Origin of the sequence: Phenylobacterium sp., from assembly GCF_035944335.1 — a bacterium.
Lineage (GTDB): Bacteria > Pseudomonadota > Alphaproteobacteria > Caulobacterales > Caulobacteraceae > Phenylobacterium.
Map to the genome: position 1 here is coordinate 13,664 of NZ_DASZBG010000085.1, position 17,045 is coordinate 30,708.

Genomic DNA, 17,045 nt, shown 5'->3' on the forward strand with positions numbered 1-17,045 from the left:
CACCTGTTTTCCCGGAAGAAATGCACGCCTACCGCACCCATACCTGCGGCGCGCTTCGCGCCGCCGACACCGGCAAGACGGTCCGGCTTTCCGGCTGGATCCATCGCAAGCGGGATCACGGCGGACTGATCTTCGTCGACCTGCGCGACCACTATGGCCTGACCCAGCTGGTGCTGCACCCCGGCTCGCCGGGCTTCGCGACGGTCGAGCACCTGCGCGCCGAAAGCGTCATCCGCGTGGACGGCGAGGTGGTGGCCCGCTCGCCCGAGACCGTGAACCCCAACCTGCCGACCGGCGAGGTCGAGGTGCGGGTGGCTGACCTGGCCGTGCTGTCGGCCGCCGCCGAGCTGCCGCTGCCGGTGTTCGGCGAGCCGGACTATCCGGAAGACATCCGGCTGAAGAACCGCCACCTCGACCTGCGGCGCGAGACCCTGCACCGCAACATCGTGCTGCGCAGCCAGGTGATCCAGTCGATCCGCCGCCGGATGATCGAGCAGGGGTTCCTGGAGTTCCAGACCCCGATCCTGACCGCCTCGTCGCCGGAAGGCGCGCGCGACTTCCTGGTCCCCTCGCGCCTCCACCCGACCAAGTTCTACGCCCTGCCGCAGGCGCCGCAGCAGTTCAAGCAGCTGCTGATGGTCTCGGGCTTCGATCGCTACTTCCAGATCGCGCCGTGCTTCCGCGACGAGGACATGCGCGCCGACCGCTCCCTCGAGTTCTACCAGCTCGACGTGGAGATGAGCTTCGTCACCCAGGAGGACGTGTTCGCGGCCATCGAGCCGGTCATGCACGGCGTCTTCGAGGAGTTCGCGGGCGGCAAGCCGGTGACCGCCTATCCCTTCCCGCGCGTCCCCTACCGCGAGGCGATCGCCAAGTACGGCACCGACAAGCCGGACCTGCGCAACCCGATCGTCATGCAGGATGTCTCCGAGCGCTTCCGCGGCGGCGGCTTCGGCCTCTTCGCCCGCATCCTGGAGGACGCGAAGAACGCGGTCTGGGCCATTCCCGCGCCGAAGGGGGGCTCGAGGGCCTTCTGCGACCGCATGAACAGCTGGGCGCAGGGCGAGGGCCAGCCGGGCCTCGGCTACATCTTCTGGAGCGAGGACCAGGGCGGCTGGGGCGGGCCGATCGCCAAGAACCTGGGGCCCGAGGCCACCGAAGCCCTGATGGGCCAGATCGGCATGGGGCAGGGCGACGCCGCCTTCTTCGTGGCCGGGGACCCCAAGGTGTTCCACAAGTTCGCAGGCGCCGCGCGCACCAAGGTCGGGACCGACCTGAAGCTCGTGGACGAGGATCGCTTCGAATTCGTCTGGATCGTCGACTTCCCGATGTTCGAGATGAACGAGGAGACCCACCGCGTGGACTTCTCGCACAACCCCTTCTCCATGCCGCAGGGCGAGCTGGAGGCGCTGACCGCCAAGGACCCCTTGGACATCCTCGCCTACCAGTACGACATCGTCTGCAACGGCTACGAGCTGTGCTCCGGGGCGATCCGGAACCACCTGCCGGACATCATGCTCAAGGCGTTCGAGATCGCCGGCTATGGCCCCAACGTGGTCGAGGCGCAGTTCGGCGGCATGCTCAACGCCTTCCGCCACGGCGCGCCGCCGCACGGCGGGCTCGCGCCCGGTATCGACCGCATCGTCATGCTGCTGGCCGGCGAGACCGCCATCCGCGAGGTGATTGCCTTCCCGCTGAACCAGCAGGGCGAAGACCTGATGATGAACGCGCCCTCAGAAGTTTCGGACAAGCAGCTGAAAGAGCTGCATATCCGGCTCAACCCGCCGATCAAGGGTTAGAGCGGATCTCGATCAGGTAGCGCGGCGGCGCGGGAACCGCCGGCACGGCGGGCGGGATGGGCGGCGTCGGGATCACGATCGTCCGCCCGTGGATCGAGATGTGCACGCCGGCGCAGCCCTTGACGCTCAGGCCCGATGGCAGGCGCGTGCGGCTGTCGCCGCAGGCCTCGTCCAGCTGATCCTGCGTCAGGCCGCGGGCGTGCGACAGGTCGGCGCCGCCGATCTGGCTGCGGCGCATGCTGGCGTCATGGAAGTCGGCGCCCTCGAAATTGCCGCCCATCAGCACCGCGGCGTCGAGCACCGCGTCGCGGAACGAGGCCTTCTCGAAGCGGCCCCAGGCCAGCACGGCGCCGCGCAGGGTGGCGTCGCGGAAATCGGCGCCGCGGGCGATCACCCGCGTCATGTTGGCCGCGGTCAGGTCCGCCGAGCGGAAGACGGCGTTGGTCAGGGTGGCCTCGTTGAAGTTCGATCCCTGGGCGGCTGAATCGCTGAGGTCGGCGCCGGCGAGGTTGGCCTCGGAGAAGATGCTGCCGCTGGCCTGGGTGTCGCGCAGCTTGGCGTTCGACAGGTTCGCGCCGGTGAAGTTGGCGCCCAGGATCTGCGAGTCCGTCAGGTCGGCGCGGGTGAGATTGGCGTCATTGAAGCGCGACGCCAGGAAGTGCGCCTCGCGCAGGTCCGAGCCCACGAACGAAGCGCCGGTAAAGTCGGCGGCCATGAAGTGGGCGCCGCGCAGCCGGCGGCCGGACAGCTCGCACCGGGGGCAGGAGCCGCCGAAGGTGGTCACCTTGGGGACTTCCTTGTCGCCCGCATGGGCCACGGCCGGCGCGGCCGCGGCGAGGGCGATCAGGGCCAGCAGGGTGTGGGTCGCTCGGCGCATGGGACGGGAGTTGATCTCCGGATTTCATTGTCCCTTTGCCCCGCGGGGCGCGAACACGCCACTTAATTCGCGGTAATCGTTGGGGATTAGCCGCCCTGATCTTCGCCCAGGCGGCCCGCACGCGCGCCGCAGGTCTCGCAGATCAGCGCCGCGCCCTTGCGCACCACCGCCACGTCGCCGCAGGCCGCGCAGACGTCCGCTGCGTCGAGGGCGCCGGCCCCCGCCGGGCGACTGGCGACGGGCAGGAACACCAGGTTGTCCGGCGCGGCTCCGCGCGAGAATCCGCGGGAGATGAACCGCGACGCCGGCTGCGGCTCCACCGTCGATGGCGGGCCGCTCTTTCCGTGACCCAGGCCATCGGCGTTCAGCTCGCCCGGATCGGCGCTCGCGAGGTCGTGGCGGCCCAGGTAGGAGATGCCGAGTTCGCGGAAGATGTAGTCGAGGATCGAGGTCGCCGATTTCACCGTGTCGTTGCCGGTGACCGGACCGGCCGGTTCGAAGCGGGTGAACACGAAGGCGTCCACGAACTCGTCCAGCGGCACGCCGTACTGCAGGCCGATCGAGACCGCGATGGCGAAATTGTTCATCAGCGAGCGGAAGGCGGCGCCTTCCTTGTGCATGTCGAGGAACACCTCGCCGAGTTCGCCGTCGTCGTATTCGCCGGTGTGCAGATAGACCTTGTGGCCGCCCACCGTGGCCTTCTGGATATAGCCCTTGCGGCGATCCGGCAGCTTGCGGCGGCTGCGCTCGCGCTCGACCACCCGCTCGACGATCCGCTCTTCGGGCTCCGGCGCCGCCTCGCGAACCGAACGGGGCTCGGTCATGGCGGGCAGGTCGAGGACGACCTCGGCTCCGGCGGCTTCGCGCGTCACGAGCACCGATACCGGGGCGATGGCCAGCAGCATCTCGATCTCCGCGTGGGAGGCGCGCCAGGGCAGCCGGATCTCCGCCATCGGCGGGATCGCCAGGGCTGGGGCGATCGCCTCCAGCATGGCCAGCTGCGCCGTCGCGCCGACCTCGGCTTCGGTCCGGAACACCTGCTGCTGCTCCGGCGTCAGGAACGGCGCGTCGGCCAGGCTGGCGTGGCCGAGCGCATACGCCTCGGCGACGGCGACGTCGGCCCGGGCGAACCCGGCGAGCGCCAGGACGTCGAGGTCGGGGTCCGCGAGCTGGGCGGCCGAGGCCCCCAGCACGTCGCGCACGAAGCCGTCGCCGATCACCTGCGGCCGGAACGCCTCGGAAAGGCGGCTCACGAAGGGCAGGGCGGCCTCAATGGCGGCCACCTCGTGGTCGGTGAAGCCGCGGCCGATCAGGGCGGCGCGGCCGACGCCCGGGGCGTCAGCGAGGTCGCCGTGGCCCAGCAGCCGGCGGTGCGCCGCCTGGCGGTCGGCGCCGACCGCGTCGAGGCCGCGCTGGGCGGCCGGCGAGACGACGCGCAGCAGTTCCCCGTCCGCCGCCTCCGCTCGGGCCGTGGGTCCCGGCCAGGCTCGCGCGCCGAAATCGGCGGCGCCTAGCCGCAGCGCCAGCTCCGGATCGGCGAAGATGGCCATGCCGCCGAGCAGGTCGCCCGCCCGCGCGGCGGCCTCGGCGGCGGTGCGATAGAGTTCGTGCGCCGTCTCGCGCGCCGCGTCGCCGGCGTAATCGAGCCCGTGGCTCACCAGCCAGTCGCCGAGCCCGGCCAGGCCAATCAGGACCGCGCCGTCGTCCAGCGCCAGCAGCGCGCGCGCCGCCAGCTCGACGGCGGCCTCGAAGGCCGCCACGTCGAAGGCGTCGCCCGACCAGAAGGCCATCAGGTTCACGCCGGCCCGCAGCGCCGGTTCGGGCGCCGCGATCGCCTCGGCGACCTCGAGGCTGGGCGCGAGCGCCACCGCCCCCGTCGCCCAGGCGGCTTTCGCAAGCCCGGCCAGGTCGGCGGGCGCGCCGCCGACCACCAGCTCCAGCATCGGCGCGGCCGGCGGCTCGGCGGCGGTCCAGGCGTCGTCGCCGGCGCGGGCCAGCGCGATGGCCTCCAGGATCAGGGGGTCGGTCGCCCCGACGGTGCGCGCCGCCTCTGCCGCGCGCGCCAGGCTGACATTCTGCCGCGGGTCGGCGCAGGCCTCCGCGTCGCCCTCGCAGCGCAGCACAGCGTCCATCACCGCCTGCATCCGCCGCGCCAGTTCCGCCGACGCCAGGCGCGCGGCCTGACGGCCCCGCGAGGCCGCGCAAGCCGTCTCGAGCGCGGCGGGCAGCGCCGGATCCTCGGCGCCCAGCACCCTGGCCGCCGGCGTCCGTGGGCCCTGGGCGAAGGCGATCGCGCCGCTCAGCAGCGCCTCGATCAGGCTGTCGCGGAATCGGGTGCGGGCGCGGACGTCCTTGAGGAGGCCTTTGGCCTGGGCCCGGGCGGTGAGCTCTTCCACATGGTCGGCGATCGCGGCTGCGAGATCGCTCGCCCCGCCCGACCAGTCGATCCAGGCTTCCACCTGGGCGCACGTCCAGTGCGCCGGAGCCTCGACCTCGATCAGCCGATCGGCGAGCTCCAGGATGCGTCCCTCGATCGCGGTCTTGCGCGCTTCACCGCCCATGAACCGACTCCCTTGTCCGAGGTTAGGCGGCGCTGAGCTCACCGAGCAATAGATGTTGCGGTCGCAGCTTGGTTCATCCCCAACATCTTGCTGTCGGGCGGCGCTGGACGCTCCCCGGGGCCCCGCCTATAGTCCGCCCGCGAACCGGCCTCATCCGAACCTCAGCGAGCCTCAGTGATCAGCCTCCTGAAGACCCTCTTCACCTGGTGGAACGGCGCCACCACCGGCATACGTTTCACGATCGCGCGGCGCGGCGTGTTCATCGGCCAGGACGAAACCGGCAACCGCTACTACGAGGCCAAGGACACCCGCGACAGCTATGACGGCCGCAAGCGCCGCTGGGTGATCTTCAACGGCTACGCCGAGGCCTCCAAGGTCTCGCCGGACTGGCACGGCTGGCTGCACCACACCTTCGTCGAACCGCCGACCGTGGAGCCGCTGCTGCGCCGGTCGTGGGAGAAGGACCACCTGCCGAACCTCTCGGGCACCATCTACGCCTACAAGCCGAGGGGCTCGATCGCCCGCGGGGGCGAGCGCCAGCCCGCCACCGGCGACTACGAGGCCTGGACGCCGAAGTAAGGCTTGAGCCCATGTCCCGCCGCTTTTCTCGCACCCTGGCCCTGAAGCGCGGCCTCTGGCTGGCTGCGGTGAGCGGCCTGGCCCTGGCCGGCGCGGTCGCCGCCCAGCCCGCGCCGCCGCAAGCGCCGCCCGCCCCCACGGCAGCCCCCGCGCCCGCGCCCGCCGCCGAGGAGGCGCCGCCAGTCAATGTGGCGACCCCGCAGCCGGTGGTCGTGCCGTCGATCACCGACAAGGACGTCGCCCCGGCGCCGCCCGAGCACGCCGAGACCGCCCAGACCAAGGCGCCCGATGTCCCGCAACGCCGACCCCGCTACGACATCGCGGTCATCCAGGCGCTCGACAAGGTCACCGCCGAGACCCTGCGGTTCGAGGCCGCGGTCGGCCGGCCGGTGCGCTACAAGACGCTGATCTTCACGGTGCGGGCCTGTGAGCACTCCGCCCCTGACGAGCCCACGGAGGACGCCGCGGCCTATGTCGAGGTGCTGTCCCAGCCGCGCGCCGAGCCCGGCCGCCCGGTGCTGCCGCCGAAACAGGCGTTCAAGGGCTGGATGTACGCCTCCTCGCCCAGCCTCAACCCGCTGGAGCACCCGGTCTACGACGCCTGGCTGATCACCTGCAGGGCCTCGGCGCCGCTGCCGGGCGCGGCCCCCGCGCACTGAAAATCGGCGTCGACGGCCAGCGCCCGTCCGAGTCGGTCTTGGTATTCGCGCCGGCCGATCTCGACCGCGCCGAACTGGGCCAGGTGATCGGTCATGAACTGGGCGTCGAGCAGGCGGTAGCCGCCGGCGATCAGGCGCGCCACGAGCTGGGTCAGGGCGACCTTCGAGGCGTCCCGGGCGCGCGAGAACATGCTCTCCCCGAAGAAGGCGCCCTTCAGCGCCACGCCGTAGAGCCCGCCCGCCAGCGCGCCGTCGCGCCAGCACTCCACGCTGTGCGCGAAACCCATCTCGTGGAGCTGCAGGTAGAGCCCCTCGATGGGCCGGTTGATCCAGGTCTCGGCCCGCCCTGGCGAGGGCTCCGCGCAGGCCAGCACCACCTGGTGAAAGGCGGTGTCCACGCGCACCTCGAAGGGATCGCCGCGCACCGTGCGCGCCAGCCGCGCCGAGACGTGGAAATGCTCCAGCGGGATCACGCCCCGCCGCTCCGGATCGATCAGGAAGACGCGGGCGTCCTCCCGCGCGTCGGCCATGGGGAAGACGCCCCGCGCATAGCAGGCCAGGAGATCGCGGGCGGAGAAGGTCTCCATGCGCCGGAGCCTACACCGCGGGCGGGGCCTGGGATTTGATCCAGTTCTCGAGCCAGTGGATGTTGTAGTCGCCGCGGATGATGTCCGGGTTGGCCATCAGCTCCTGGAACAGCGGAATGTTGGTGTCGATGCCGGCCACCACGATCTCCGACAGACAGCGGCAGAGGCGGGCGATGCATTCCTGGCGGTCGCGGCCATGGACGATCAGCTTGCCCACCAGGCTGTCGTAGTAGGGCGGTATCGTGTAGCCGGCGTAGAGCGCCGAATCGAGGCGCACGCCCAGCCCGCCCGGCGCGTGGAAATCGGTGACCAGCCCGGGCGAGGGCGCGAAGGTCCGCGGGTTCTCCGCATTGATCCGGCACTCGATGGCGTGGCCCTCGAAGACGATGTCCTCCTGGCGGAAGGACAGCGGCTCGCCCGCGGCGATGCGGATCTGTTCGCGCACCAGGTCGATGTCGGTGATCGCCTCGGTGACCGGATGCTCCACCTGCAGGCGGGTGTTCATCTCGATGAAGAAGAACTCACCGTTCTCGTAGAGGAACTCGATGGTGCCGACGCCGAGGTAGCCGATGGCCTTGATGGCGTCGACCACCACCTTGCCGATCTTGGCCCGCGTCGCCGCGTCGATGACCGGAGAGGGCGCTTCTTCGAGCACCTTCTGGTGGCGGCGCTGCAATGAGCAGTCGCGTTCGCCCAGGTGGACCACATTGCCGTAGCTGTCGGCGATCACCTGCAGCTCGATGTGGCGCGGCGTCTGCAGGTAGCGCTCCATATAGACCGCGTCGTCGCCGAACGCCGCCTTGGCTTCCGCCCGCGCGGTGGCGACCGCCTCGGCCAGGTCGTCTTCGGTCTGGGCGACCTTCATGCCACGCCCGCCGCCCCCGGCCGCGGCCTTGATCAGGACCGGGAAGCCGATCGTCTTCGCCGCCGCGAACGCCTCCGCCTCGGTGGTCACCGCCCCGGCCGAACCCGGCACCACGGGGATGCCGGCCTCCATCACCGCCTGCTTGGCTGTGATCTTGTCGCCCATCATCTTGATGTGCTCGGGCTTGGGCCCGATGAAGGTGAAGCCGTGGGCGCCGACGATCTCGGCGAAACGCGCGTTTTCCGAAAGGAATCCGTAGCCTGGGTGGATCGCCTGAGCCCCGGTGATCTCCGCAGCGGCGATGATCGAGGGGATGTTCAGGTAGCTCTTGGCGGCCGGTGGCGGGCCGATGCAGACGCTTTCGTCGGCCAGCCTCACCCACATGGAGCCGGTGTCGGCCTCGGAGTGCACGGCGACGGTGGCGATGCCCATTTCCTTGCAGGCGCGGTGGATTCGCAGCGCGATCTCGCCCCGGTTGGCGATCAGGATCTTCTCGAACATGGCGGCTACTCGATCACGACGAGCGGCTCGCCGAACTCCACGGGCTGGGCGTCCTCCACCACGATCTCCACGATCTTGCCGCCCTTGGGCGCCGGGATCGGGTTCATGGTCTTCATGGCCTCGATGATCATCAGGGTCTGGCCGGCGGTCACTGTGTCGCCCACCTTGATGAAGGCCGGCGCCTCGGGGGAGGGCTGCATATAGACCGTGCCGACCATCGGCGACTTCACGACGTCGCCCGAGCGGGTGATGGCCGGCTCCGCGGCGGCAGGCGCCGAGGCGGCCGCAGCCGCCGGAGGCGCGGCGGCAGGCGCCGGCGCAGGCGCGGCATAGTGCACGGCCGCGGCGGTCAGCTGCTTGGCCACGCGGATCTTCAGCCCGCCGTGCTCCACCTCGATCTCCGACAGGCCGGTGTCGGTGAGAATGTCGGCCAGTTTGCGCACCAGGCGCGCGTCGATCGGATCGGCGGGAGCCTTGGGACTGCTAGCCATGGAAATCAAATCCTCGTTTCTGGTGAGGCTAACGGGCGAGGCCCGCAGCGGCCTCGACAGCCAGTTCATAGCTCGCGGCGCCGAAGCCGGACACGACTCCCGTCGCCGCCAGGGACACAAAGGTGTTGCGGCGGAACGCCTCGCGCGCCGCCGGGTTCGTCAGGTGGCACTCCACCACGGGCACGCCCACCGCCCTGAGGGCGTCCAGGATCGCGACGGAGCTATGGCCGTAGCCGGCCGGATTGATCACGAGCGCTGAGGCCTTGTCGCGCGCCTCCTGGATCCAGTCGATCAGCTCGCCCTCATGGTTGGATTGCCGAAACACGACCTCGAACCCCAGCGACGCGGCGCGAGCTTCGCAGAGCTTGCGCACGTCCTCGAGGGTCTGATGGCCATAAATCTCCGGCTCGCGGGTTCCCAGCAGGTTGAGGTTGGGACCGCTAAGCACATAGATCGGTTTCGGCATTCGGCTCCGCCGTCGATTCCGGGCGTCTTGTAACGGTCGAGGCTAAGGGTCACAAGCAAGCGTTCATGAACCTGACCGTCAATGGAGAGCCCCGCCGCCTCGACGGCGTCGCCGACGTGGCCGCGCTGGTCGCCGCGTTAGGCCTCGATGGGCGCAAGGTGGCCGTCGAGCGCAATCTGGAGATCGTGCCGCGCTCGGCCTATGGTCGCACCGCGCTCGCCGAGGGGGACCGGATCGAGATCGTGCACTTCATCGGAGGCGGCTGAGATGGATGGATCGCAACCGGGCGCCGATAGCTGGTCGGTCGCCGGCCGCACATTCACCTCGCGGCTGATCGTCGGCACCGGCAAGTACAAGGACTATGCCCAGAACGCCGCCGCCGCCGAGGCCGCGGGCGCCGAGATCGTCACGGTGGCGCTCAGGCGCGTGAACCTCTCCGATCCCAGCCAGCCCATGCTGGTCGATCACGTGAAGCCCGACCGCTTCACTTTCCTGCCCAACACGGCCGGTTGCTACACGGGCGAGGAGGCGGTGCGGCTCCTGCGCCTGGCCCGCGAGGCCGGCGGCTGGGACCTCGTCAAGCTGGAGGTGCTCTCCAACACCAAGCACCTGCTGCCGGACATGGAAGAGACGCTCAGGGCGCTCAAGATGCTGGTCGCCGAGAACTTCCAGGTGATGGTCTACTGCTCGGACGACCCGGTCTATGCGAAGAAGCTGGAGGAGGCTGGCGCCGCGGCCGTGATGCCGGCCGCGGCCCCCATCGGCTCGGGCCGCGGCATCCAGAACCAGCTCAACCTCGCCCTGATCCTCGAACAGGCGACGGTTCCCGTGCTGGTCGATGCCGGCGTGGGCACCGCGTCCGACGCGGTGGTCGCCATGGAGCTCGGCTGCGACGCCGTCCTGATGAACACCGCCATCGCCGAGGCCAAGGACCCGATCCGCATGGCGAGCGCCATGAAGCACGCCGTCATCGCCGGCCGTGAAGCCTATCTCGCCGGCCGCATGGCCAAGCGGATGTACGCCGACCCGTCCTCGCCGCTGAGCGGACTGATCTAGCCGAGCTTCTTCAGCCCGCCGTCCTTGGCGACGCTGATCGCGGCCTTCAGCGCCGGGATGTCGGCGCCCGGGATCAGGGTGTCGCCGACCACGAAGGCCGGCGTGCCCTCGATCCTCAGCGAGGTGGCCAGCGCCCGGGTGTCGAGGATCTGGCGGGCGATGGCCGGATCGTTCGACGCCTTGCGGACCTGGACCGGGTCCAGGCCGGCGGCCGTCAGGTCGTGGTCGAGGAGGGTGTCGTCCAAGGCCTTCTCGGCCATCCAGCTCTTGTAGAGCTCGAGCCCCTTGGGCTTGGCGGCGGCGGTCAGGGCGGCCTTGGCGGCGGTGTCGGACACCTCGCCGAAGATCGGGAACTGCTTGAAGACGAAGCGGATGTCGCGATTCTGCTCGATCAGCTTCACCACCTCCGGCGCCGCCAGCTTGCAGTAGCCGCAGCGGTAGTCGAAGAACTCCACCACCGTCAGCTTGCCGTTCGGATTGACCACGATGTCGCGCGGGTCGCGCTCGAGTTGGTCGCGGAACTTGGCGATGGCCTGGGTGGAGGCCTTGGCGGCGGCCGCCTGCTCGTTTTCCTGCAGCTTCTGGGCAGCCTCCCGGATCACCTCGGGGTGGGCCATCAGATAGGCGTGCACGCGCTGTCCGAAGACGGCGTCGTCGGCCTTCTGGCATCCGGCGAGGGAGAGGGCGGCGAGGGCGGCCGCGGCGACGCTGAGAACGGGTTTCATGGCTTGCAGATAGTGGACCCTGTGGGGATGTCGAGGTTCAGCGGTTCTGGCCGCGACCAATCGACCCTTCGCTCGCCAGGTCCTTCAGGTCGTCCTTGCTCGGCTTGGAGACCAGCACGATGTCGGTGGCGCGGCGCCACTCGGGGGTGTTGCGGTCCAGCTTCTCCCGCGCCCGCATGGCGAAGACCCGGGCGTCCTTCAGATTCCCGATATTGTAGTTGAACTCGGCGGTGGCGAGGCGGGCGAGACCGTCCTTGCCTTCCTTGTCATAGGCCTCGGCCAGCATCCGCCAGGCCTCGGCGTTGTCGTCTTCCTTGAGCAGCGCCTTCTGCAGCTCGCCGACGCCTTCCTCGATCTTGGCCTTGTCGTCGAGGGCGATCAGCGTCTGGCCGAGATTGATGCGCAGCAAGGGCGCATCGGGCTTCAGCTGCACGGACTTGCGCTGCGGCGCCTCGGCTTCCTTGCCGCGGCCGTACTCGAAGAGGATCTGGCCCTTCAGCTCCCAGAGGTAGGGGTTGTCCGGCTGGTCGATCAGGAGGGCGTCGATCAGCTTGAGCGCCCTGTCCGGCTCCTTCATCTGGTAGTAGGCGATCGCCCGGGCGTAGCGCGCCGGATAGGACTTGTCGGTCTCGCCGAACTTCACCAGCGCCGTCTGCGGCTCCATGAAACCGATCAGCTTGGCCTTCATGATCTCATGCTCGGCGATCGCCTCGGGACTGTCCTTCTGGCCGTAGTGCGGCATGGCCGCGACGCGGGCCGCCAGGCTGTCGATGCGGTCCGAGGAGAGCGGGTGATCGATGAAATACTTGTAGCGGCGCGCCTCGGAGAACACCTCCTGGTAGCGGAAGTTGTCGAAGAACTCCGCCAGGCCGCGGCCCGAGAGGCCCGCCTTCTCCAGGATGGTGGCGCCCGCCTGGTCGGCGCGGCCCTCCTGCTCGCGGCTGTAGCCGATGGCGCCCAGCGCCCCGAAATAGCTGGCGCTGCCCACCAGCCCCGCCGCGGCGTCGCCGGAGCCGGCCAGCGCCGCCAGCAGGCCCAGACCCATGGTCAGCAGGAACGGCCGCATGCCGGCGTGCATCATCTCGTCCGAGCGGGCCGAGTGGCCGCCGGCCAGGTGGCCGACCTCGTGGGCCATGACGCCCTGCAGCTCGTTGGGGACCTTGGTCTGCAGGATCAGCGCGGTGTTGACCCCCATCACGCCGGGGCCTGCGAAGGCGTTGATGTCGTCGCGGCGCGATCCGATGATCAGGATGTGGATGTTGGTGGCGTTGAGTCCGGCCGCCTGGAACAGCGGCGTGGCGTCCTTGCGCAGGATCTCCTCGATCTCGGTGTCGCGGATCAGGGTCTCGCCGCTGGGCTCCTGGGCGGCGGCCGCCATCGGGCGCAGCAACAGGCTGGCCGAGAGCGTGATCGCGAAGGCGATGCGGGTGACCGAGCGGGCAGGGGCGACCATCGTGAACTCTTGTTTGCCGCCCCCGCGTCTCATCGGACTGTAACGCCTCAGCCGCGCCGCCACCAGCCTCTGCGGGGTGCGGCGGGCGGCGCCGAGATCTCCGCGGGATCCGGCTCCCTGGGCTCAGGCGCCGCCTTGGGTTCCGGCGCGGGCGCGGCGGCGACCGGCTGCGGGACGGCCTCCGCCATGGGTTCGGCGACCGCTTCGGGCGCCGGCGCCTTCTTGCGGCTCCGCGTCTTCTTCGGCGCGGGCTCGGCCTCGGCGGCGACGGGCTCGGGCCGAGACTCGGGCTCGGGCGCCGGCGGCGCCTGGGCCTCGATCTCGGCAGGCGCAGCGGCGACCTCGGCGGCCGCGGCTGGGCCGGCGTCGGCCTCGGATCCGCGGCGGCCTCTGCCGCGCGGGCGTCGGCCGCGCTTGGGCCGGTCCTCTTCGGCCGGCAGTTCGACCCACATGTCGTCGCCGTGCTCGGGCGGCCGGCGCGAGACGGCCGGGGCCGGCTGCGCGGCTTCCGCCGCGGCGGGACGCTGGGCGTCGCGCTCGTCGTTGGCCGGCTGCGGCGCGGTGGCGGTCTTCACGTCGTCGGCGGGATCGTACCAGACGAAGGGATCGTCGCCGTAGGGCACCCACGGACGGGTCCAGGCGAAGGCTTCGGTCGGACGGTTGTCGTCGCGCATGCGACGTCCGCCGCGGCGGCCGCGGCGGCGGCGGCGGCCGTGACCGCCGTCCTCGTCGTCGCGCGGCGCATCGGCCGGGCGCGGAGCCTGCGGTTCACGGGCCTCGCGCGGAGCGTGGGCTTCGCCCGCAGCTTCACGCGGCTCGTCGCCGCGGCGTCCACGCCGCCGGCGACGGCGACCGCGACGGCCTTCGCCGCCGTCCTCGTCGCGGCCCTCGTCGTCGCGATGGCGCTCGCGCTCGGGCCGGCCGCCCTCGGAGACCTCGGCCTCGGCCTCGGCCTCGATCTCTTCCTCGTCCTCGTCTTCTTCCTCGTCGTCGTAGTCGTCGAACTCCGGCTCCGGCAGGGCCTCGTAGCCCACGGCCGGGGCCAGGGGCGCCGGGGTGTGGTCGGGCCGGGTCTCGCTGGAGGTCCGCTCGATCTGGTGCTCGGCGTGGGCCATGGCGTCGTCGACGACCACCGTCACGAACAGGCCGAGCGACTGGTGCAGCCGGGCCAGGTGCGCGCGCTTCTCGTTCAGTACGTAGAGGGCCACCGCGCGGGGCAGGGTGAGGGTGGCTTCGCCGCCGCCCTTCAGCGCCTCGATCTCCAGCGCCCGCAGGGCTGCGAGCGAGCTCGACTCCACAGACCGGACCCGGCCGGTGCCGCCGCAGTGTTCGCAGACGTGGGTGGTGCCCTCCAGCACGCCGGTGCGGCGGCGCTGGCGGGAAATCTCCATCAGGCCGAAGGCCGAGATCTTGCCCATCTGCACGCGGGCGCGGTCGTCCTTCAGGCAGTCCTTCAGCTTCTTCTCGACGGCCCGGTTGTTCTTCGATTCATCCATGTCGATGAAGTCGATGACGATCAGGCCCGCCAGGTCGCGCAGCCGCAGCTGCCGGGCGGTCTCCTCGGCCGCTTCCATATTGGTCTTCAGCGCCGTGGCCTCGATGTTCCGCTCGCGCGTCGAGCGGCCGGAGTTCACGTCGACGGCGACCAGGGCCTCGGTCTGGTTGATCACCAGATACCCCCCCGAACGCAGGGGCACGACCGGGGTGTAGATCTGGCTGAGGTGGTCCTCGATCTTGTATTTCACGTAGAGCGGCGTCGGCTCGCGGTAGAGCTGCACCTTCTTGGCCTGGCTGGGCATCAGCATGCGCATGAAGTCGCGCGCTTCCTTGAAGCCGCCTTCGCCTTCGACCTGAACGCTGTCGATGTCCTTGTCGTAGAGGTCGCGGATCGCCCGCTTGACCAGGTCCTCCTCCTCGTAGATCAGCGCCGGGGCGATCGAGTGCAGGGTGGTCTCGCGGATGTTCTCCCACAGCCGCAGCAGGTAGTCGTAGTCGCGCTTCAGCTCAGCCTTGGTGCGCTTGGCGCCGGCGGTGCGCACGATGAGGCCCATGCCCTGCGGCACGTCCAGGCTCTGGACGACGGTCTTCAGCCGCTTGCGGTCGGTGGCGGTGGTGATCTTGCGGCTAATGCCGCCGCCGCGGGCCGTATTGGGCATCAAGACGCCGTAGCGGCCGGCCAGCGAGAGATAGGTGGTGAGCGCCGCGCCCTTGTTGCCGCGCTCTTCCTTGACGACCTGCACCAGCATGATCTGCCGCCGGCGGATCACCTCCTGGATCTTGTACTTGCGCATCAGCCGCCGGCGACGCCGGGCGACCTCTTCCTCCATGACGTCGTCGTCGTCCTCGGCCGCCGTGGCTGCGTCGTCGTCGTCGTCATCCTCCGAGGACGCATGGCCGGCGCCGCGGCCGCGCTGGTCGTGGTGGTCGTCCTCTTCCTCGGCCTCTTCGCGCAGCAGGGCTTCGCGGTCGGCGACCGGAATCTGGTAATAGTCGGGGTGAATTTCGTTGAAGGCCAGGAAGCCGTGGCGGTTGCCGCCGTACTCGACGAAGGCCGCCTGCAGCGACGGCTCTACGCGAGTGATCTTGGCGAGATAGATATTGCCGCGAAGCTGCTTGCGGTTCTGGCTCTCGAAATCGAATTCTTCAACGCGGTTTCCGTCGAGCACCACCACACGCGTCTCTTCGGCGTGGGCAGCGTCGATCAACATGGTCTTTGTCATTAAGTGAATCTCCGCGGCGCGCGGCGGGTCTTTGGCCCGGGCGCTGCCAGCTCATGGGAAGGGCGCGCGCGGGACCCCCGACGCCGAATACGGCGCCTGGATCGGCCTTGGGCCGGTAAGGGGCGTGAGCTGCGCAGCCCATCGGGTGTTTCCTAGGCGCGCCGCCAGGAACCATTCCTGGAGGTGCGGATCGGACGGTGCGCCGTCGCCGAAGGATTCGGGCGAAGCCGACGCGGGCTTGTGGTTTGCGCGTGCCGTAGAGCCTGCGGCGCAGGAGCGGCTATGACGCGCGGGCGGACTTTGCAACACTGCACCGGAAAAGGAAAGCCGGACGGCGGCGCAAGCCGGTGGAAAGACCTGGTTAACCCTTTGTCCATCGGCCTGCCGACTAAATGGGCCTTCCGGGTTAGGATTGCGAGTTGTCGAGGACGGGCTGACGACGTGACGCCAGGGGCAGGGGGCATTTTCCGGACGATCCGCGGACGCGCCGCCCTGGCGTGCGCCATCGCCGCGGCCGGCCTGGCCGCCGTCGCCGCCTCCCACGCCGCCACCGCCAGCGGCGGCATTCTGAAGGTCCGGATCGGCGGCGACACGGCCCAGACCCGCATCGTCATCGACCTCGATCACGCCACCACCGGCAAGCTGGTGGCCGACGGCGCCGCGGACGGCCGGGCGGTGCTGCTGCTGGGCGACGTCTCGGCCGCCGAGGGCCAGCAGGGCGTGGCCCAGGGCCTGGTCAAGCGCTGGGCGGTGGACCAGTCCGGCGGCGCGGCGCGCCTGCAGATGGACCTGGCTCGGGACTCGAAGATCAAGCGACGCTTCCTGCTGCCGCCGGCGGACGGCGTCGATCACTACCGCTATGTGGTCGACGTGGCTCCGGTCGCGCCCGGAGACCCGCGGGGCGCGGTCAAGCTCGCCAGGGCCGCCGCGGCGGCCCCGATCGCGCTGCGCACCAATTTCCTGCCGGCCAAGGCGCCGATGCTGTCCATGAAGCGCACGGTGGTCATCGACGCCGGCCATGGCGGCCACGATCCCGGCGCCCACGGCGCCGAGCTGTTCGAGAAGGACATCAACCTCGCCGCCGCCCTGGCGCTGAAGGCGCGGCTGGAGCGCACCGGGCGCTACCGCGTGGTGCTGACCCGCGAGGCCGACGTCTATATCCCGCTCGCCGACCGGGTGCGGATCGCCCAGCGCTCGGGGGCGGACCTGTTCATCTCGCTGCACTCGGATTCGGGGCCGACGCCGGACCTCCATGGCGCCAGCGTCTACACCCTCTCCGACAAGGCCGCGATGCGCGCCACCAAGTTCGTCAGCCGCGAGGACTGGTTCATGAAGGCCAGCCTCACCGGCGACCGCGGGGTGCGCGACATCCTCTTCGACCTGACCCAGCGCGCCACCAAGAACCGCTCCGCCGCCTTCGCCGAGGCCCTGGTCGGCCATATCGACGGCCGCGCCGCCCTGCTGCGCCGCAGCCACCGCGACGCGGGCTTCGAGGTGCTGCTGGCCCCGGAGGTCCCCGCCGTGCTGCTGGAGATGGGCTTCGTCTCCAATCCCGCCGACGAGGCCATGCTGCGCGATCCCACGCGGCGCGGCCGGCTGATGAACGCGGTGGGCGATTCCATCGACGACTACTTCGCCGAGACCACCCGGCTTGCGGCGCGCTGACGCGGGCTGAGGCCCCGGCCGTTGGCGCCCGGCTCGACGCA

General features: G+C 70.3%; 15 protein-coding genes. 6 read left to right on the forward strand and 9 right to left on the reverse strand.

Translation table 11 applies throughout. The annotated features are described in order from the left end of the window. Nucleotides 1-20: 20 nt before the first annotated feature. The gene (gene aspS, locus VGT80_RS14035; protein WP_327456819.1) at nucleotides 21-1,799 is read left to right on the forward strand and encodes an aspartate--tRNA ligase; all 1,779 of its coding nucleotides are present in this window, start codon (nucleotides 21-23) and stop codon (nucleotides 1,797-1,799) included. Here aspS and VGT80_RS14040 read toward each other — a convergent pair. Together VGT80_RS14040 and VGT80_RS14045 are read right to left on the reverse strand one after the other, a co-directional pair. Next, nucleotides 1,789-2,676, reverse strand: coding sequence for a pentapeptide repeat-containing protein (locus tag VGT80_RS14040; RefSeq protein WP_327456821.1), 888 nt, complete (start codon nucleotides 2,674-2,676; stop codon nucleotides 1,789-1,791). The two genes, aspS and VGT80_RS14040, sit on opposite strands and share 11 nt — an antisense overlap. Before the next feature lie 86 nt (nucleotides 2,677-2,762). Then, complete coding sequence (locus VGT80_RS14045) at nucleotides 2,763-5,237, reverse strand: ribonucleotide reductase (RefSeq protein ID WP_327456823.1); 2,475 nt, start codon at nucleotides 5,235-5,237, stop codon at nucleotides 2,763-2,765. A 177-nt stretch (nucleotides 5,238-5,414) separates the two neighbouring features. On the opposite strand from VGT80_RS14045, the gene VGT80_RS14050 reads away from it, so the two are divergent. Both VGT80_RS14050 and VGT80_RS14055 read left to right on the forward strand, forming a co-directional pair. After that, nucleotides 5,415-5,816 carry an NADH:ubiquinone oxidoreductase subunit NDUFA12 gene (locus VGT80_RS14050; protein WP_327456998.1) on the forward strand — a complete coding sequence of 134 codons (402 nt, stop codon included), beginning with the start codon at nucleotides 5,415-5,417 and terminating at the stop codon, nucleotides 5,814-5,816. An 11-nt stretch (nucleotides 5,817-5,827) separates the two neighbouring features. After that, on the forward strand, nucleotides 5,828-6,475 hold the full coding sequence (locus tag VGT80_RS14055) for a DUF2155 domain-containing protein (protein WP_327456825.1): 648 nt from the start codon (nucleotides 5,828-5,830) through the stop codon (nucleotides 6,473-6,475). Here the strand turns inward: VGT80_RS14055 and aat are convergent. Genes aat through aroQ form a run of 4 tightly spaced genes read right to left on the reverse strand, consistent with a single transcriptional unit; the run spans nucleotide 6,409 to nucleotide 9,385 of the window. Continuing rightward, the gene (gene aat / locus VGT80_RS14060) at nucleotides 6,409-7,062 is read right to left on the reverse strand and encodes a leucyl/phenylalanyl-tRNA--protein transferase (protein WP_327456827.1); all 654 of its coding nucleotides are present in this window, start codon (nucleotides 7,060-7,062) and stop codon (nucleotides 6,409-6,411) included. The two genes, VGT80_RS14055 and aat, sit on opposite strands and share 67 nt — an antisense overlap. 10 nt (nucleotides 7,063-7,072) lie before the next feature. Continuing rightward, entirely contained in the window at nucleotides 7,073-8,428 is a 1,356-nt protein-coding gene (gene accC, locus VGT80_RS14065) for an acetyl-CoA carboxylase biotin carboxylase subunit (RefSeq protein ID WP_327456829.1), read from the reverse strand. 5 nt (nucleotides 8,429-8,433) lie between these two features. Then, a complete protein-coding gene (gene accB / locus VGT80_RS14070; RefSeq protein ID WP_327456831.1) occupies nucleotides 8,434-8,919 on the reverse strand; it encodes an acetyl-CoA carboxylase biotin carboxyl carrier protein in 486 nt (161 codons plus the stop codon). A gap of 28 nt (nucleotides 8,920-8,947) precedes the next feature. Then, nucleotides 8,948-9,385, reverse strand: a complete 438-nt coding sequence (gene aroQ, locus VGT80_RS14075) for a type II 3-dehydroquinate dehydratase (RefSeq protein WP_327456833.1) — start codon at nucleotides 9,383-9,385, stop codon at nucleotides 8,948-8,950. Nucleotides 9,386-9,450: 65 nt separating this feature from the next. On the opposite strand from aroQ, the gene thiS reads away from it, so the two are divergent. Both thiS and VGT80_RS14085 read left to right on the forward strand, forming a co-directional pair. Further along, on the forward strand, nucleotides 9,451-9,651 hold the full coding sequence (gene thiS, locus VGT80_RS14080; protein WP_327456835.1) for a sulfur carrier protein ThiS: 201 nt from the start codon (nucleotides 9,451-9,453) through the stop codon (nucleotides 9,649-9,651). Nucleotide 9,652: 1 nt separating this feature from the next. Beyond that, nucleotides 9,653-10,441 carry a thiazole synthase gene (locus tag VGT80_RS14085; RefSeq protein ID WP_327456837.1) on the forward strand — a complete coding sequence of 263 codons (789 nt, stop codon included), beginning with the start codon at nucleotides 9,653-9,655 and terminating at the stop codon, nucleotides 10,439-10,441. Here VGT80_RS14085 and VGT80_RS14090 read toward each other — a convergent pair. Genes VGT80_RS14090 through VGT80_RS14100 form a run of 3 tightly spaced genes read right to left on the reverse strand, consistent with a single transcriptional unit; the run spans nucleotide 10,438 to nucleotide 15,339 of the window. Continuing rightward, nucleotides 10,438-11,166 (reverse strand): DsbA family protein, encoded by a 729-nt coding sequence (locus VGT80_RS14090; RefSeq protein ID WP_327456839.1) that lies wholly within the window; start codon nucleotides 11,164-11,166, stop codon nucleotides 10,438-10,440. The two genes, VGT80_RS14085 and VGT80_RS14090, sit on opposite strands and share 4 nt — an antisense overlap. 37 nt (nucleotides 11,167-11,203) lie before the next feature. Continuing rightward, entirely contained in the window at nucleotides 11,204-12,619 is a 1,416-nt protein-coding gene (locus VGT80_RS14095; protein WP_327456841.1) for a M48 family metalloprotease, read from the reverse strand. A gap of 47 nt (nucleotides 12,620-12,666) precedes the next feature. Beyond that, entirely contained in the window at nucleotides 12,667-15,339 is a 2,673-nt protein-coding gene (locus VGT80_RS14100) for a ribonuclease E/G (RefSeq protein ID WP_327456843.1), read from the reverse strand. A gap of 441 nt (nucleotides 15,340-15,780) precedes the next feature. Between VGT80_RS14100 and VGT80_RS14105 the strand changes: the two genes are divergently transcribed. Then, the gene (locus VGT80_RS14105; RefSeq protein ID WP_327456845.1) at nucleotides 15,781-17,004 is read left to right on the forward strand and encodes an N-acetylmuramoyl-L-alanine amidase; all 1,224 of its coding nucleotides are present in this window, start codon (nucleotides 15,781-15,783) and stop codon (nucleotides 17,002-17,004) included. Nucleotides 17,005-17,045 lie beyond the last annotated feature (41 nt).

Coding starts and splice junctions, on each gene's coding strand:
- aroQ (WP_327456833.1), bottom strand. CDS start 9,385: ATGCCGAAACCGATCTATGTGCTTAGCGGTCCCAACCTCAACCTGCTG.
- accB (WP_327456831.1), bottom strand. CDS start 8,919: ATGGCTAGCAGTCCCAAGGCTCCCGCCGATCCGATCGACGCGCGCCTG.
- VGT80_RS14100 (WP_327456843.1), bottom strand. CDS start 15,339: ATGACAAAGACCATGTTGATCGACGCTGCCCACGCCGAAGAGACGCGT.
- thiS (WP_327456835.1), top strand. CDS start 9,451: ATGAACCTGACCGTCAATGGAGAGCCCCGCCGCCTCGACGGCGTCGCC.
- VGT80_RS14040 (WP_327456821.1), bottom strand. CDS start 2,676: ATGCGCCGAGCGACCCACACCCTGCTGGCCCTGATCGCCCTCGCCGCG.
- accC (WP_327456829.1), bottom strand. CDS start 8,428: ATGTTCGAGAAGATCCTGATCGCCAACCGGGGCGAGATCGCGCTGCGA.
- aspS (WP_327456819.1), top strand. CDS start 21: ATGCACGCCTACCGCACCCATACCTGCGGCGCGCTTCGCGCCGCCGAC.
- aat (WP_327456827.1), bottom strand. CDS start 7,062: ATGGAGACCTTCTCCGCCCGCGATCTCCTGGCCTGCTATGCGCGGGGC.
- VGT80_RS14085 (WP_327456837.1), top strand. CDS start 9,653: ATGGATGGATCGCAACCGGGCGCCGATAGCTGGTCGGTCGCCGGCCGC.
- VGT80_RS14095 (WP_327456841.1), bottom strand. CDS start 12,619: ATGGTCGCCCCTGCCCGCTCGGTCACCCGCATCGCCTTCGCGATCACG.
- VGT80_RS14045 (WP_327456823.1), bottom strand. CDS start 5,237: ATGGGCGGTGAAGCGCGCAAGACCGCGATCGAGGGACGCATCCTGGAG.
- VGT80_RS14055 (WP_327456825.1), top strand. CDS start 5,828: ATGTCCCGCCGCTTTTCTCGCACCCTGGCCCTGAAGCGCGGCCTCTGG.
- VGT80_RS14090 (WP_327456839.1), bottom strand. CDS start 11,166: ATGAAACCCGTTCTCAGCGTCGCCGCGGCCGCCCTCGCCGCCCTCTCC.